This is a genomic window from Winogradskyella sp. (assembly GCF_013213975.1).
Lineage (GTDB): Bacteria > Bacteroidota > Bacteroidia > Flavobacteriales > Flavobacteriaceae > Winogradskyella.
The window spans coordinates 1-15517 of sequence record NZ_JABSST010000034.1; the positions used below are offsets into that span (position 1 = coordinate 1).

11 protein-coding genes are annotated in these 15517 nt (G+C 34.2%); all 11 read right to left on the reverse strand.

Annotation, left to right across the window (positions count from 1 at the left end; genetic code table 11):
- The coding region (locus tag HRU49_RS06820) for a class I SAM-dependent methyltransferase (protein ID WP_296355481.1) at positions 1 to 1452 on the reverse strand (1452 nt) is incomplete at its 3' end.
- Positions 1453 to 1526: 74 nt separating this feature from the next.
- On the reverse strand, positions 1527 to 2420 hold the full coding sequence (locus HRU49_RS06825; protein ID WP_296355483.1) for a DUF2807 domain-containing protein: 894 nt from the start codon (positions 2418 to 2420) through the stop codon (positions 1527 to 1529).
- Between the two features lie 44 nt (positions 2421 to 2464).
- Positions 2465 to 2851 (reverse strand): hypothetical protein, encoded by a 387-nt coding sequence (locus HRU49_RS06830; RefSeq protein ID WP_296355485.1) that lies wholly within the window; start codon positions 2849 to 2851, stop codon positions 2465 to 2467.
- 2 nt (positions 2852 to 2853) lie between these two features.
- Positions 2854 to 3342, reverse strand: a complete 489-nt coding sequence (locus tag HRU49_RS06835; protein WP_296355487.1) for a hypothetical protein — start codon at positions 3340 to 3342, stop codon at positions 2854 to 2856.
- 18 nt (positions 3343 to 3360) lie between these two features.
- On the reverse strand, positions 3361 to 3855 hold the full coding sequence (locus HRU49_RS06840) for a DoxX family protein (RefSeq protein WP_296355489.1): 495 nt from the start codon (positions 3853 to 3855) through the stop codon (positions 3361 to 3363).
- A gap of 107 nt (positions 3856 to 3962) precedes the next feature.
- Complete coding sequence (locus HRU49_RS06845; protein WP_296355491.1) at positions 3963 to 4955, reverse strand: helix-turn-helix domain-containing protein; 993 nt, start codon at positions 4953 to 4955, stop codon at positions 3963 to 3965.
- A gap of 210 nt (positions 4956 to 5165) precedes the next feature.
- Positions 5166 to 7577: an alpha-ketoacid dehydrogenase subunit alpha/beta gene (locus HRU49_RS06850; RefSeq protein ID WP_296355493.1), complete on the reverse strand. Its 2412-nt coding sequence runs from the start codon at positions 7575 to 7577 to the stop codon at positions 5166 to 5168.
- Between the two features lie 153 nt (positions 7578 to 7730).
- Positions 7731 to 10568 carry a metalloprotease gene (locus HRU49_RS06855; RefSeq protein WP_296355494.1) on the reverse strand — a complete coding sequence of 946 codons (2838 nt, stop codon included), beginning with the start codon at positions 10566 to 10568 and terminating at the stop codon, positions 7731 to 7733.
- Positions 10565 to 11839, reverse strand: a complete 1275-nt coding sequence (locus tag HRU49_RS06860) for a T9SS type A sorting domain-containing protein (protein ID WP_296355496.1) — start codon at positions 11837 to 11839, stop codon at positions 10565 to 10567. The genes HRU49_RS06855 and HRU49_RS06860 overlap by 4 nt, the downstream gene beginning before the upstream one ends.
- Positions 11840 to 11860: 21 nt before the next feature.
- Positions 11861 to 12547 carry a TIGR00730 family Rossman fold protein gene (locus HRU49_RS06865; protein ID WP_296355497.1) on the reverse strand — a complete coding sequence of 229 codons (687 nt, stop codon included), beginning with the start codon at positions 12545 to 12547 and terminating at the stop codon, positions 11861 to 11863.
- Positions 12548 to 12617: 70 nt separating this feature from the next.
- A complete protein-coding gene (gene uvrA / locus HRU49_RS06870) occupies positions 12618 to 15446 on the reverse strand; it encodes an excinuclease ABC subunit UvrA (protein ID WP_296355499.1) in 2829 nt (942 codons plus the stop codon).
- Positions 15447 to 15517: the final 71 nt, after the last annotated feature.

Genomic DNA, 15517 nt, shown 5'->3' on the forward strand with positions numbered 1-15517 from the left:
ATCATAGGCTGTAGCAGCAGTTTTTCCTATGCTTTTAGCTGTTAAAGTTGGACTGATGGTATGAAGTTCTATAATTAGTAATCCAAACTTTTCTACATAAGGTTTCCATTTACTTAAATGTTCTAATAATGAAGCTTCGACATCATTATTACTTAACCGTTTGCCATGAGATGCATAAGCACCAGTAGAGTCGCTAACAAAATCATACTTCTGTCTTGGTGCTTCCCAAATACGGTTATGGTCCAAGAATGTGCGTACATTGAGTAAATCTTGAAGTTCAATGTTATAATCTTCTTTGAGGTCGTTGGCTAAAAGATCCGGTCTTCCGATATCTCCCCAAATAACCTTTGCCCAGATATCGGCTGCAATTAAATTGGCTCTAGTAACTTTTAATGCTGCTTTATTAAAATCTGCTCCTACTAAGAATAAGGGATGGTCGTCAAGCATCTTTCCTCGTGCAGTCTGTTGTTCAATAACATTAAAAATGTGTTCTATAAATGCGCCATTACCACAACCCATATCCAAGATACCTTTTGGTTGTAGATCGATAGGTCGATTGAATAAATCAATAATCACTTCATCAATAACCTTAAAATACGTGGTATGAGCACCTCCACTTCCCCAGACATTCATTTCTCTGTGTACGTGCTTTTCGGTATCACCAATATTTTCAGTTTTTAATACCATTGGATCTCCGAATATCAGATTATCTAATTCCATGAAGGTTGGAATATAGGAAACAGTAACACCATAAGCACTTGCACGCTTAGCAAAAAATAAGCCCTTGTCTGTGAATTGATAGGTGTTACGCTTTTTTTTAAACCAGCCCAAATGCGCAAAGAAGTCTAATATTTTTTTGAAACTCTCAGGATCTTTGTGATATTCTTCTGCAGTAAATGAAGCTTCCATGAAGTATTTATGGAATAATCCGTTAACACCAAGTAAAACAATAATTGGCCCTGCAATAACACCTTCAATATGCTTATAGACTTGGTATTCTACTGTTGTTTCATCAGAAATATCTAAATCAAAATTAGACTCAAAAGATTTGAAAATACGCTCTAAGGCAATGAAAGCGTCAAGGCTTATCATTTTTTCATTTGCGAAGCGATCTGAGTACCTTAATAAATTCACAGCATCTTCATATAAAGGAACAAGTTTAAAAGCGTTTTCTGAATTTGAATTTATCTTATAACTAACCTCATTACTTGTATTATCTAATTGTTGATCCAACCATCCTTGGGACGATAAAACTCTTAATGCAACATTTAAATAACCTTCATTCGCCTTAAACTCATCTGCTAGATTTTTTATATTAACAAATTTGTGTTTTAGTATATAGTTAAGCACCTCTTTTTTATGAAGTGCAAAAGCAGATGTGGCTGTTGCTATTCCATCAAGATGTCTAAAGATGATACCTCTTAGTATTGATTTATCGGATTTAGTTAGCATTGAATATTGATTAGTAGTTAAATATAAAAAAACCATCATAGAAATGATGGTTTCAGTATTTATATTTCAATTAATCAAAACAGGTCAACAACTTTACCTTCATCTTCTTTTTTAATTGTAATTAGGAGTTTTCTAAACCCTAGACTATTAACCTTGTAAATTTTAGTACCAACAGACCAGTTTTCTAGACGTTTTGCATTTGGCATCATAGGGAAACCATATCTAAACTTTGAACCGTCTGGTTTAGGGCCAATTACATAAAAATTGTTTCTATATGAGGAATTATTTTTAATTCTTAATTTAATAAAAATGGCTTCAGGGTTTTTAATACTGTCCTTTTCGTTTAATGATAATATTTGTCCGCCATTTTGCTTCTTAACGTCAAACTTTTCTGGTTTCGATATGTAAAATAATTTACCATCATTAGAAACGTCAGCCAATAATTGTTCAATTGGGTTTACTGTTACATTTCCCCAGCCCCATAAGTTTACAAACACCTTCTCAGCAACTGTGCTGGAGGCATTAACCTTGGCTAATTCTGCTCCAATTCTCAATTCTTTAGTTTTTCCTTCTACAATAACATTTCCTATTGGTGCCATAATTTGTAGATAATCGTTATCAAGATTGATGATCTTTGTGATGTCATGCGTTCTAGTTTCTACACGTCTAAGATTAGGTGCGCCTATAGAAATGACAATTTCTTGTGATGGTGATATCCATTCTTTTTGATCTAAGTGTAGTTTACCATCCTCTAAATCTTTATCAATTAAACCTAGAAGGTTGCCATCAGTTGTTATGGTCAAACTTTCTTTAGTTAATTGGTCTATTGTAACCTTTGCATAAAGATTAATCTTTATTTCCTCTATAGATGTTACATCATAAGATTTGGTTACAATGTTTTTATTTCCTTTTACTTGAGCAATTGCTACATTACTAATTAATAATAGCAGTATATGTATTTTTTTCATTGTTTTAAAGTGTTTTGTGAACCGTCAGGCCGATCTTGTTATATCTAATTTTTAATGACAATTTGTTCTCCATTTGGATTATTGAAGACGGCCTCATATACTATGGTCTCGGGCTTATATTCAAAATTGATAGTTCTATTATTTTGCCCTTTAAGCTCATAGTCGTTATTATTCATAAACTTAAATTCAATAGCATTAATTGCTGTTTTTTGCGAGAAGGTCCCTTCATAAATGCCATCTCCATTTTTATCCGTTAAAGGTGCTGTTTCAGTCCAAGAGTTAGCAGTAAAGCTACCTCTCACACCAACATTGCTCGCTGTAGGAACGGAAGTCATATCAACTCTAAATGTTACAGTTTTTTGATGAGTTTCTTGTACACAGCTTTGAGATAAAAAGCCTATCAGAATGATTATATATTTTAGATTTTTCATAATTATTGAATTTTGGTGTATTGATAAGTGTTTCTAACTAGTCTTTCCTTGGTGTCCAGATACACCACTTCTTTAGAAACTGTGTAGGTACTATCTGTAAGTGTATGTGTTATAAACATTTCTGCTTTTCGGTTTTTGTCTTTTCCTTTGTAAGTTGTAACAAGTGTTTTTGTACCATCCTCTTCTTTGAAACTGACTACTTTTTCATTTCCGAAATAGGTGCCGTTCTTTTTAATTTTAACTGAGCCTTTATGATTTTTATTAAGTTCATAAGTGTACTGCACATTGGTGATGATTTTATCACCTTCGATTTTAAACTGCATGGTTGCGTCTACTGTTTCTAATTGGCCAGATTGATAATCTCTATGGGTCAGTGTACCTTCCCAACTCGTATTAACTATACTACTGAAATCTGAAAGTTGAATGCTGTTTTGTGGATTAATGGTTACTACCGAAAATACAATGCTAAATGTTAATAGTATTGTTTTCATGAGTATTAAATTTGTATATTATTTTAATTTTTTACTGATTATGTAGTCTAAACCGAAGCGGCCAGAACCGAGAATGAAGTTGTATAATGCTACCCAAAGGAAACCTATTGCTGGTAACATTCCCCAAAGACCTTGATTCCATTTTTGCATAAATATGGCAACAAGCATTGTGCACATAATTAGAAATGAGGCAATTCTTGTTTTAAGGCCGAGCAGTAAAAGAAGACCACCAACAGCTTCACTGAATGCTCCCATCCAAGCAAAAAATACAGGTGCCATTGCAAAAATGCCACCGTAGGATGCAACATCCTCAGGAAACCATGCTGAGACTTCAAATAAGTTTAGATTTTGACTTTCTGCAGTCCATGGCATACCAAATTTATCTGCACCGAACACGGCTGTTAACCATAATCCACATAAAATTCTTGGAATAGCAATAAGAGCATCTGCAAACCAATACTTGTGAACTGCAGGTGTAATAATAATTTTTAAGATTGACTTTGTTCGTGTCATAACAAAAGGGTTTAAATTGCCTGATGACACAAATTTCAGATAAGAATGTCCAAAGGACGACTTATAACGTACTAGAACGTCCTAAATACGATTTGAGACGTCTTAACTTAATTGTTTTTTAAGAATTCGGTAGGCGAGAGGTCTGTTAACTTTTTAAAGACACGATTAAATGTTGCTTTGCTATTAAAACCGCATTCCTGAGCAATACCTAAAAGCGAAAGTTGTTGGTGCTTGTTTTCTTTGAGCATATCTTTAAATGCCTCCACGCGGTAACCATTTACAAAGTCGTTAAAGTTTTTATTGAAAGCTGTATTTACTATTTCCGATAGTTGCCCTCGTGACATATTTGCCATTTTGGCTAAATCTGATAAGTTGAGTTCTGGATTTAAATAGGCCTTGTCGGTTTCCATCAAATCTCTAACAGTTGTAATATCTTCTTCAGAAATTGATTTTTCTTCATCAAAAATGTTAGCATCCTCTGGAATGCCAATTGTTTTTGGTGAAAAGGCAAAGTCTAATTTATTAAGCTTTGTAGTATCTGTAAAATAACCTTTAACACCAACATAAAGCGTTACAATGGCCATAGTTAAGTTTAGCCACCACCGTTGCTGATACCCTAAATCTATAAATCTAGAACCAATAATGTCTTGAATCGTTCCGTAGACAAATAGAAAGCCAAATAACACCAAAAAGGTAAGAATCCAATTTAATTCTAACTTATAGGTATTAGAAAAATACTGAATGATCTTCTTTCTATAATTATAAAAAAGCTGAAAAGTAAAGGCTAGATATATGAGCATAAATGGTGTCTCTATATAACCCATGATTGCCTGTACATATGCTTCGTCAAGTTCAATTTTTAGTATTCCATTTTGAGTATCTTTAAATCCTGGCTGTAAAGCATCATATGTGTATATACTTAATCGGTAAGCAACATATAGAATTGCTAATGAGAAATGCCACCAATATTTTTTCTTAAACTTAAATTTAGAGGTTGTTAATGACTTGATGTATAGGTAAATTAGCGGTGCTATTGCTACAGCGATGTTAATAAGGAAGTAATTGATTTTTGTGTTTCTAAAGGTGTCGTACCATCCCATAAAACCAATAGTATAGCATATTTGGTTATAGCATGTTAACAATAAAATTAAACCGAGTAATATATCTGAAAGATTACGTTTTTTAAAATATCTATTGAATAATAATGCCACAAATATTAATCCTTGTAATACAAGAATTAAAAGAGGTAAGCTCCACTTATTAAAATCGGGAAACAAAATTTTCAGGTTTTAAACCTAAATGTAGAAGAATTATCTCAATTTTGGAAAATCAATAGGACTCATTTCGTGCATAACCTCATAAACTGCTTCAAAAACATCTTCAGTAGACGGTTTCGAGAAATAATCACCATCAGATCCATAGGCAGGACGATGTGGTTTAGCGGCAAGAGTTTTTGGTTGACTATCTAAGTATTGAAATGCATTTTGCTCATTTAGGATATGATTTAAAATATATGCTGATGCACCACCAGGCACATCTTCATCAATAACCATTAAACGGTTAGTCTTGGCAACACTCTTAACGATATCTTGATTTAGATCTAAAGGCAGTAAAGACTGTACATCAATAACCTCGGCATCAATACCAACTTCGATAAGCTCTTTAGCAGCTTGTTCTACAATTCTCACTGTAGATCCATAGGAAACTAGGGTTATGTCTGACCCTTCTTTAATAGTTTCAACTACACCAATCGGAGTTTTAAACGCACCAATATTATTAGGCATTGGTTCTTTGAGGCGATAACCATTTAGACATTCAACAACCAAAGCAGGTTCATCACTTTCTAAGAGTGTGTTATAAAAACCTGCGGCCTTTGTCATATCTCTTGGTACAAGAATATGAATTCCTCTTACTAAGTTCAATATCCCACCCATTTGAGATCCAGAATGCCAAATGCCTTCAAGACGATGCCCTCTTGTTCTAACAATTAAAGGAGCTTTTTGCGTACTCTTGGTTCTATATCTTACTGTAGCTAAATCATCACTAATAATTTGTAAGGCATACATTAAATAATCCAGATATTGAATTTCGGCAATAGGCCGTAATCCTCTCATGGCCATTCCAATACCTTGGCCAACAATAGTAGCTTCTCTAATACCTGTGTCGGCTATTCTTAATTCACCATATTTTTCCTGTAAACCCTCTAATCCTTGGTTAACATCACCAATATTACCAGTATCTTCACCAAAAATTAATGCTTCAGGGTAGTTACTGAAAATTGCATCGAAATTATCGCGAATAATAACTCTACCATCAACTAATTCTGTTGTATTATCGTAGGTTGGCTTAACTTCCTTAACATTAATTACCGCTGATTCGGTTTCGTTAATTAAATCCGAACTGTATTTTGGTTGTACCTCTGCAAAGAAATTTTCAATCCAATCTAATAATGCACTTTTAGCATTGGAATTATCGGTAAGTAGGTAGCGTAATGCTCTTCTTGCTGTTGAAATAACATCTTTACGATTGGGTTCGCTAATATCGCTTAAGTCGTTCATTAACTTTTCAATGAAAACCTTATTGCTACTATTTTGCGCTACATCTTTAAGAAGCGCAACACATTCATGCTTTTGCTTCAAAATAGGCTTTAAATAGTTGTTCCAAGCTGCTTTCTTACCCTCTCTTACTTGCTTTTTTATATCTCGTTCAATAGCTGCAAGTTCTTCTTCTGTTGATATATTATGGGAGAGCATCCAGTTGCGCATTTGCAAATTGCAGTCGTATTCTCTTTCCCAAGCAAGTCTGTCCTGTGACTTGTAGCGTTCATGAGACCCTGAAGTAGAATGTCCTTGAGGTTGTGTTAATTCTTGTACATGAATAAGTACTGGTACATGTTCTTCTCTAGCAATTTTACCAGCCATTTCATAAGTCTCAGTCAAGTTAACATAATCCCAACCTTTAACACGCAAAATCTCATAGCCTTCATTTTCATTATCGCGCTGAAAGCCACTAAGTATTTCAGAAATATTTTCTTTAGTTGTTTGATATTTGGCAGGAACAGATATACCATATTCATCATCCCAAACACTAATGATCATTGGAACTTGTAAAACACCTGCTGCATTAATAGTCTCGAAAAATAAGCCTTCCGAGGTACTGGCATTACCAATGGTTCCCCAAGCTATTTCATTTCCTTCTTTTGAAAATTTAGTGGTATCTATGCCTTCTACATGTCTATAAATTTTCGAGGCCTGCGCTAACCCTAGTAGTCTCGGCATTTGACCTGCAGTAGGTGAGATGTCAGCACTTGAATTTTTTTGTTCGGTAAGATTCTTCCAATTTCCACGCTCATCTAAACTATGTGTTGCGAAGTGTCCACCCATTTGTCGACCTGCTGACATTGGTTCCTCTTTAATATCAGTAGTCGCATATAATCCAGCAAAAAACTGTTCAATTGTAAGCTCTCCAATGGCCATCATGAAGGTTTGATCTCTGTAATAACCCGATCTAAAGTCACCATTTTTAAAGGCTTTAGCCCAAGCTATTTGAGGAATCTCCTTACCGTCACCAAAAATTCCAAACTTAGCTTTTCCTGTCAAAACCTCCCTGCGACCAAGTAAGCTACATTCGCGACTGGTTACTGCAAGTTTATAATCATTGATAACTTGAGCTTTAAAGTCTTCGAATGTAATCTCTGTTTTTGCGTCAGAATTGGTCTTCATGTTAGGCTAAATTAATGATGCGAAATTAAGAAATTGGATGGTCTTTTGCAATAGCCTTAAATGTTATAATTTTGAAAAATTATCAATAAAAAGGGGTAAAAATTAAATTTTATTAAAAATAATCTATTAATTTAACTTTTCAATAAGAATCTTTTAATACCATTTACGTCTAAACAAACCTAGTAAAACTTGGGGGTCTACAGTAATAATAAAGCGAATACGTTGGTCATAATTTGATTGTGCTATTTCCCAACCAAGATTAGAATACACAGGGAAGTAAAGTTCAAAAAAGTCTTCTACCAGGTTAAGTCTTATACCTGAATCATAAACAAAATTTGCGCTTTCAAATTTATTTTTAACCAAACCCACATCACCATAAGCTTGAATATATCTCCAGATCGATGTGCTAAAGTTAGCTGTCGTGATCCATTGATTTGCATAAGGTGTATCTAGCATGGATTTAAAACCACCTTCGGCAATAATAATTTGTTGACTAAATAATCCTGCGTCTTCAGAGCGCCCTAAGTAGTTTAAGTCAAACAAATAATCTGTTGGACGGTCAAGTGCAAAACTGAAAAAGTCTGAGTTAGGATCCGTATTGTTTTTTAAGAAAAGACCTGTAAATAGTCTTAAGTTAATATTACGGTTGCTCTTCGTAAGTTTTCTAAATTCATAATTAAAGGATAGCTTACTAAAATTACTAGCCACCTGAAAATCTGTACTGAAGCTTGAGAAGTTAATTCTTCCAGGATTAAAATGTGTATATCTTATATTAAAGACTCCGTAATCAGGTTCGTCTATCTCCACAACGGCATCCTTTCCTAATTCTCTCTTAATGCTGACATATCTTGCAGTAATATTATCAATTTTATCCGCTCTAAAATCATTATTATTTCTAAATCTGAACGAAATAGAAGGTCTAATTCTAGTAAAAAAGGCGTCTTTAGCAAAAGATTGATATCCCGCAGAAATGCCATAAGTGATATCAAAAAGGCTCTTGTCTTCTATATTGTGGGTGTAAAAAATAGAGGTTGATCCTGTTAATGCTTTTGATTTTGTTGCATATTGCGGCGAAAAACGATAGTTAAGACGTTTTCTCAGGATAGTTTTGTTGTAAATTTTTGCCCCCAGTGTAAGGCCATCGTAAATATTCTTAAACTCTACTAAAGGCATAAAGAAAACCTGATTGTAATAAGGGTCTTCAATATCTTTAAATAACCTAAATTGAAATGGTTTGTTATTTAAGAAAGACCCGTTAAGCGTTTTGTAATTGTCACGTTGATTAAATTCTGGGATTACATTATAATAATCAAGAACAAATTTATCTGTATCGTCTTTAGAAAGCTTTACTGTTTTAGTTTCTGTGATGTTTTCGACCCATTGTGAGTCAATTACTGAGTCCTTACTAACCTTAAAAAGAGAAACGGGCATTGTATTTTTACGCTTATTTTTAATAGTAACTAGTATAGAATCGTCCACAACTTCGACTGACTTTATCTTAAAGTCTATTTTTTTTCTAGTCCTAATATAATCGTTAAAAAACCAATCTATATTCCGGTCTGTTCTAGAATTTAAATAGGATTCAAAGTCCGATATTGAAACTGTTTTCAGTTTATGGCTTTTTAAAAAATCTGTAATTACTTCAGACAGTCTCATATCTTCTGTGAATTTATCCAGATAATTTAAGCCTACACCAGCCTTGTATTTACCAGCAATATTGGCGTTAAACTTAAGTAAGGAATCTTTTGAAGTGCTTAAAGGTTGGTCTCTATTTTTACGTGCCAGCTCCATAGAATACAAGAAATACTGAAAATTGAAATCCAGTTCTGCTGCATGAAAAGCTCTAATTCCCCAAACATTTGCTAAAGTCCCCAATAATTTCATGTCTGGATAATACTCTTCAACATATTTAATCATAAAATAGATTTGAAGACCTTCACTTAACCAATGTTCTTTCCTGGGGTTTAACAACAGTATATTGTCTATATATTTCTTTAAGGCTGTTTTTAAAAGTTTCAGTTCGTATTGAAATTGATCTGGGAATGGACGCAAAAAATCGGGTAGTTGATTAAGGCCATACAAAGGGTTTTTGCTGTACTCTATTGAGGAAACTAATAATTGTTTATGCGGATACTCTCCTAGGTTTTTTGTTAAGTATCGTGTGATTCTGTCTGTTAAAATAGCCTTATCACTGCCAGGTAAGCCTTTTTCATTAATGTTTGAAATAAGAATAAAATCGTCAGTCTGAATAAATCCATAACGAGGAAATTTGTTAATGGATAAATAGGTATCAACCCTATCTTTTCCATTTAGAATAGTCGTTTGACGTTTAGTTTCTGAATTAGGATTCATCGAAATTATGTCCAATTCCGAAGTAGCTCTATAGTTTAAAGGGTGTGATAGTACTATGGTAATATCAGATTTTGGAATATAAAGATCATCAAGATTCTTATTGCTGTAATAGTGCCACTTACCATCAAACACCGCTGGAAGTATGTACCAATATTTTAGCTCAAAATCTTTGTTTTTTGTGAATCCAAAATCAGTGAACGTTGCGTCTGGCAAAACAATACTATAGTCTAGTTTAATCTTATAAGAGTCTTGAGGATCAAGAGGTTCGTTCAATATAACCTTTATAACGTCTGGTTGAGCTTCGAGGTAATTAAAATTTAAAGTATTATTCTCACTTTTAATAGATTGGATTTCGGTGTAACCGCGTTGTTCTTTTTTAGCAAGATGAAATTTAGTACTAAACTCTTCTTCAAAGCGTTTTGCTAGAGGTGTAGACTTACTTGAAAAACTGTTGTTCCAATCATGAAGATAAATTTCACGTAGTGTTATCTCAGTCTCATTTTTGTATTCAATTATTTGAGATATAGTAATTGTTTTGTTTTCAACATCAACGTCTGCAGCAACATCAATTTTGTTTTGTGCAAAAATTAGTGCGTTAAGAAAACTTAGAATAATCGCTATGTAAATTCGTCTAATCAATTAGAAATCACAAATTTTAATGTTCTATTATTAAACTTCGATAATTTCAAATAGTAAACCCCATTATTAAGGTCGCCAATTTCAAAAGTTTGTCTTGAGTCTGAATTTAGAGATAGTGTTTTAACGGTTTGGCCCAAATTATTGAAAATCTCAAATGATTGATTAAAATATTTAGGTGAATTAATGTAAATTATTAAATTTGAATTAGTTACGCTTTTTTCTAAATAGATATCGTTCGCGCTTAAATTAAATTCTTCATTAGATAAGGTTACATTGGCCTCGATAGAAACAGTTACTGGTAAATGATCGCTAAAATTGTGAAGTGCATCTCTTACGTCAAATGAAAACTGGGACCCAGGAATGGCGCAAGCTGATGAATTTATGGCATTATTATAACATGCTGATAAACCATTGTTTCCATAAACTTGGTAAGAGTCCGGCACATAGGTAATAGTGGCTGTACTTAACATATTCTCTGAAGTTAAGATGAAATCGAAGCGATCATCAAATCCTCCAGTTGATCCACCTAAACCAGACTGTGTTCTTGTGGATTGGGTAAAGACATCGACAAAATTTGGATTGTTATTCCAACTGCCAACGCGATCTGCTGGATCTGCGAAGGTAATGTTATTTGTATCCTGCAATAACAATTGAAAGGCTGGTTCTGTACTTGTATAAATGTTCAAATCACCACCTAGTAGTACGTTAGAGTCAGCCGGCAGTGAACTCAAAAAATTGTCTAATTCTACAACCATATCAAAACGTCTTTGGGCATTGATGGTTCCGCTTGAGGCTTTTAAATGGCAAACCACTACGTAAAGTTCTACTGGGTTAGTAGCTTGATCCACAGTATTAAGTACCAGTTTGTAAATATTGAAATCTCTTAAATTTGTAGGAACAATAATTTCCTGGTCCAAAATAAACTTTGTACTGTCATAATACAGCTGATTTTGCAGGTTGTTCTGATCTCCCGAGGTATCATCAGAGGTGTTGGAAACATAGGTAGCCATTTCATAATTAGAAGTTATGGCTGTTCTAGTAATATCTAATACATTATCGGCACCTGTGCTATTATTTAATTCACAAACAAGAAATAAATCAGGTTGGTAGTCAGATAAAATAAAATCTAAATCATCTTCACGATTTGGTACGGCATCTTCTAAAGGGTAATTTAGTAGATTGTAAAACATAACTTTGAATGTTTCTTGTGCAGAAACATTAAGTATTGTCAATAACATAACCACTAAAAACCCTAGTCTTTTCTTTTTCATAGCTAATTAAAATAAGGTTTTTTAGAAATTTGGACTTAATCTGTACTCTTCATAGAATTTGTTTAATATATCTATAACTTCATCTGCTGAATCCACAATCTGAATTAAATCTAAATCTTTAGGGCTAATATTACCAGCTTCAAGAAGTGTATTTTTTACCCAGTCAATTAGTCCTTCCCAGAATTCTTTACCTACAAGAATAATAGGAAAGGTTTCAATTTTATGAGTTTGGATTAATGTCATAGCTTCAAAAAGTTCATCTAAAGTGCCAAATCCACCAGGCATAACCACAAACCCTTGTGAGTACTTCACAAACATGACTTTTCTAACAAAGAAATAATCAAAATCTAAACTCTTGTCTCTATCAATGTATGGGTTATCATGTTGCTCAAAAGGTAGTTCAATATTTAAACCAACAGATGTGCCGCCAGCTATATGAGCACCTTTATTACCAGCTTCCATAATACCGGGTCCGCCTCCAGTGATTACTCCATAACCATGCGCTACTATTTTTTGAGCCACTTCTTCTGCGAGCTTATAATATTTGTGGTTTGGCTTGGTACGAGCAGATCCAAAAATGGAAACACAAGGCCCGATTTTACTTAACTTTTCATAACCATTAACAAACTCACCCATGATCTTAAAAATAGCCCATGAATCATTTGTTTTAATTTCATTCCAGCCTTTAGGCTTACTTTCTTTTCTCATATATTATTTATCATTTCTTTACGCTCAGAGTCAACTTTAATAATTAATTCTGACTTGGTACAATATAGTGTTAATTCAACTCTTTTATTAAAAATTTAGCTGTATGACTTTTTTTATCTTTTACAATTTCCTCTGGTGTTCCTTTGGCTACGACCTTACCACCGCCTTTTCCCCCTTCATAACCAATATCGATAATATGATCTACAGTTTTAATAACGTCTAAGTTGTGTTCTATAATTAACACGGTATTGCCTTTGTCTACTAGCTTATTAAGAACTTTCATCAATACTCGTATGTCTTCAAAATGAAGTCCAGTTGTGGGCTCATCAAGTATGTAGAAGGTGTTTCCAGTATCTCGTTTACTTAATTCTGAAGCTAACTTAATACGTTGTGCTTCTCCGCCAGAAAGGGTAGTGCTCTGTTGCCCTAAAGTAATATAACCAAGACCAACGTCCTTTATTGTCTTTAATTTTCTGTGAATTTTAGGAATATGTTCAAAAAAGTTTACGGCTTCGTTTATAGTCATATCCAGAACATCACTTATTGATTTTCCTTTATATCGTATTTCTAAGGTTTCTCTGTTAAAACGCTTGCCTTGACAGGTTTCGCATTCTACATAAACATCAGGTAAGAAGTTCATTTCAATAACACGTAATCCACCACCGTGACATGTTTCACAACGTCCACCGGCAACATTAAAACTAAAACGACCTGGTTTATATCCTCTAATCATAGCCTCAGGAATCTGAGCAAACAATTTCCTAATTTCATCAAAGGTTTTTGTGTAAGTTGCTGGATTACTTCTCGGAGTGCGTCCAATTGGTGATTGATTAATATCAATAACCTTATCAATATGCTCTAAACCTGAAATACTCTTGTAAGGCATTGGCTTTTTAACACCATTAAAATAATGTGCATTAAGAATAGGGTAAAGTGTCTCATTGATTAATGTTGATTTACCGCTACCGGAAACTCCTGTAACGCCAATCATTTTTCCTAAGGGAAATTCAACATTTACATTTTTAAGATTATTACCTGTGCAGCCTTTTAACGTAATCTTTTTGCCATTGCCTTTACGTCTGGTTTTAGGGATCTCTATCTTCTTTTTGCCATTGAGATACTCAGCAGTAAGTGTATTGTGTTTGAGTAAGTCTTTTGGTGTTCCTTCACTAATTATTTCACCGCCATGCTTACCTGCAAAAGGACCTATATCAATAACGTGATCTGAGCGCTCAATCATATCCTTATCATGCTCAACAACAATTACTGAGTTTCCGACATCTCGCAATGATACAAGGGAGTTGATCAGTTTTTCGTTATCTCGTTGATGCAGTCCAATACTTGGCTCATCTAAAATGTATAGTACTCCTACTAACTGAGATCCAATTTGTGTAGCAAGCCTTATGCGTTGTGCCTCCCCTCCAGAAAGTGATTTAGAACTTCTGTTAAGTGATAAATAGGTCAAGCCAACATCTAGTAAAAACTGTGTTCTTGCTTTAATTTCTTTTATGATTTCTTCTGAAATCTTTTTTTGTTTTTCAGAAATACGATCGTTTAAACCTTCTAACCATTCTCCAAGTTCAGTAATATCCATGTTAACGATCTCAGCAATATTCTTTCCATCAACTTTGAAGTTTAAGGATTCTTTGCGTAGGCGAGATCCTTCACAAACAGAACATGGCACTTTATCCATATATTCTTTGGCCCAACGCACTAAAGACGTAGAGTTGGATTTGTATTGACTTTCAATAAAGTTGGCAACACCTTCAAAATCGATATTGTAGTTGCGTTTTACACCAAGAAGTTTACTTTCAACTTCAAAGCTGTCTTTTCCGCCAAAAAGTATAATTTGTTTGGCTTCTTCTGGAATGTCTTTCCATGGATCGCTAAGCGAAAAATCGAAGCGTTGCGCTATGGTTTGAAATTGTTTAAAAATCCAACTCTTTTTTTCTGGTCCATGTGGTGCTAAAGCCCCGTTTTTAATAGAAAGCGTTACGTCAGGGACTATTTTCTTCTCATTAACCACGTATAGTTCACCGATGCCATTACAGTTTGGACAAGCACCTTTTGGTGAGTTAAAGGAAAAATTATTAGGTTCAGGATTAGGGTAAGAAATACCAGATGATGGACACATAAGATTTCGGCTAAAGTATCGAGTCTCATTGGTTTCTTGATCAATGATCATGAGTACATCATCCCCATGGTACATGGCGGTATTAATCGATTCCATGAGGCGTTTCTCATTATCCTTAGTTTTGTCTATTTTGAGTCTGTCGATGACAATCTCTATATCGTGGGTTTTATAGCGATCGAGTTTCATCCCTTTTTCAAGATCAACAATTTCACCATCTGTTCGTACTTTTACAAAGCCTTGCTTTGCAATTTGTTCAAACAATTCACGGTAATGTCCTTTTCTTGATCTAATTTTTGGGGATAGAATGTTAATTTTTTTGCCTTGATAAGATTTTAGTATAAGTTCTTTGATTTGTTCATCACTATAGCTTACCATTTTCTCGCCTGTTTCATAACTGTAGGCATCTGCAGCTCTGGCAAAAAGTAAACGTAAAAAGTCATAAATCTCTGTTATAGTCCCTACTGTTGATCGTGGAGACTTACTTGTGGTTTTTTGTTCTATAGCAATGACTGGAGAAAGCCCATCGATTTTATCCACATCAGGACGTTCTAAACTACCTAAAAATTGTCGCGCATAAGCGGAAAACGTTTCAATGTAACGCCTTTGACCTTCGGCATAAATTGTATCGAACGCCAATGAGGATTTACCACTTCCAGAAAGACCTGTTATAACAACAAGTTTCTCTCGAGGTATAGTAACATCAATGTTTTTTAGATTGTGGGCTCTTGCGCCTTTAACCTCAATAGCGTCGTCGGCTATGCTCATAGAAAATATCTTTTTTCAAAGTATTTAGGAAAACGGTAAAGGTACAATATTTACTTGTTAATTTAGTGTGA

Bases quoted from the DNA above. Each gene is read 5' to 3' on its own strand.
- HRU49_RS06825 (WP_296355483.1), bottom strand. From the start codon at position 2,420: ATGAAAAAAATACATATACTGCTATTATTAATTAGTAATGTAGCAATT.
- HRU49_RS06830 (WP_296355485.1), bottom strand. From the start codon at position 2,851: ATGAAAAATCTAAAATATATAATCATTCTGATAGGCTTTTTATCTCAA.
- HRU49_RS06835 (WP_296355487.1), bottom strand. From the start codon at position 3,342: ATGAAAACAATACTATTAACATTTAGCATTGTATTTTCGGTAGTAACC.
- HRU49_RS06840 (WP_296355489.1), bottom strand. From the start codon at position 3,855: ATGACACGAACAAAGTCAATCTTAAAAATTATTATTACACCTGCAGTT.
- HRU49_RS06845 (WP_296355491.1), bottom strand. From the start codon at position 4,955: ATGGGATGGTACGACACCTTTAGAAACACAAAAATCAATTACTTCCTT.
- HRU49_RS06850 (WP_296355493.1), bottom strand. From the start codon at position 7,577: ATGAAGACCAATTCTGACGCAAAAACAGAGATTACATTCGAAGACTTT.
- HRU49_RS06860 (WP_296355496.1), bottom strand. From the start codon at position 11,839: ATGAAAAAGAAAAGACTAGGGTTTTTAGTGGTTATGTTATTGACAATA.
- HRU49_RS06865 (WP_296355497.1), bottom strand. From the start codon at position 12,547: ATGAGAAAAGAAAGTAAGCCTAAAGGCTGGAATGAAATTAAAACAAAT.
- uvrA (WP_296355499.1), bottom strand. From the start codon at position 15,446: ATGAGCATAGCCGACGACGCTATTGAGGTTAAAGGCGCAAGAGCCCAC.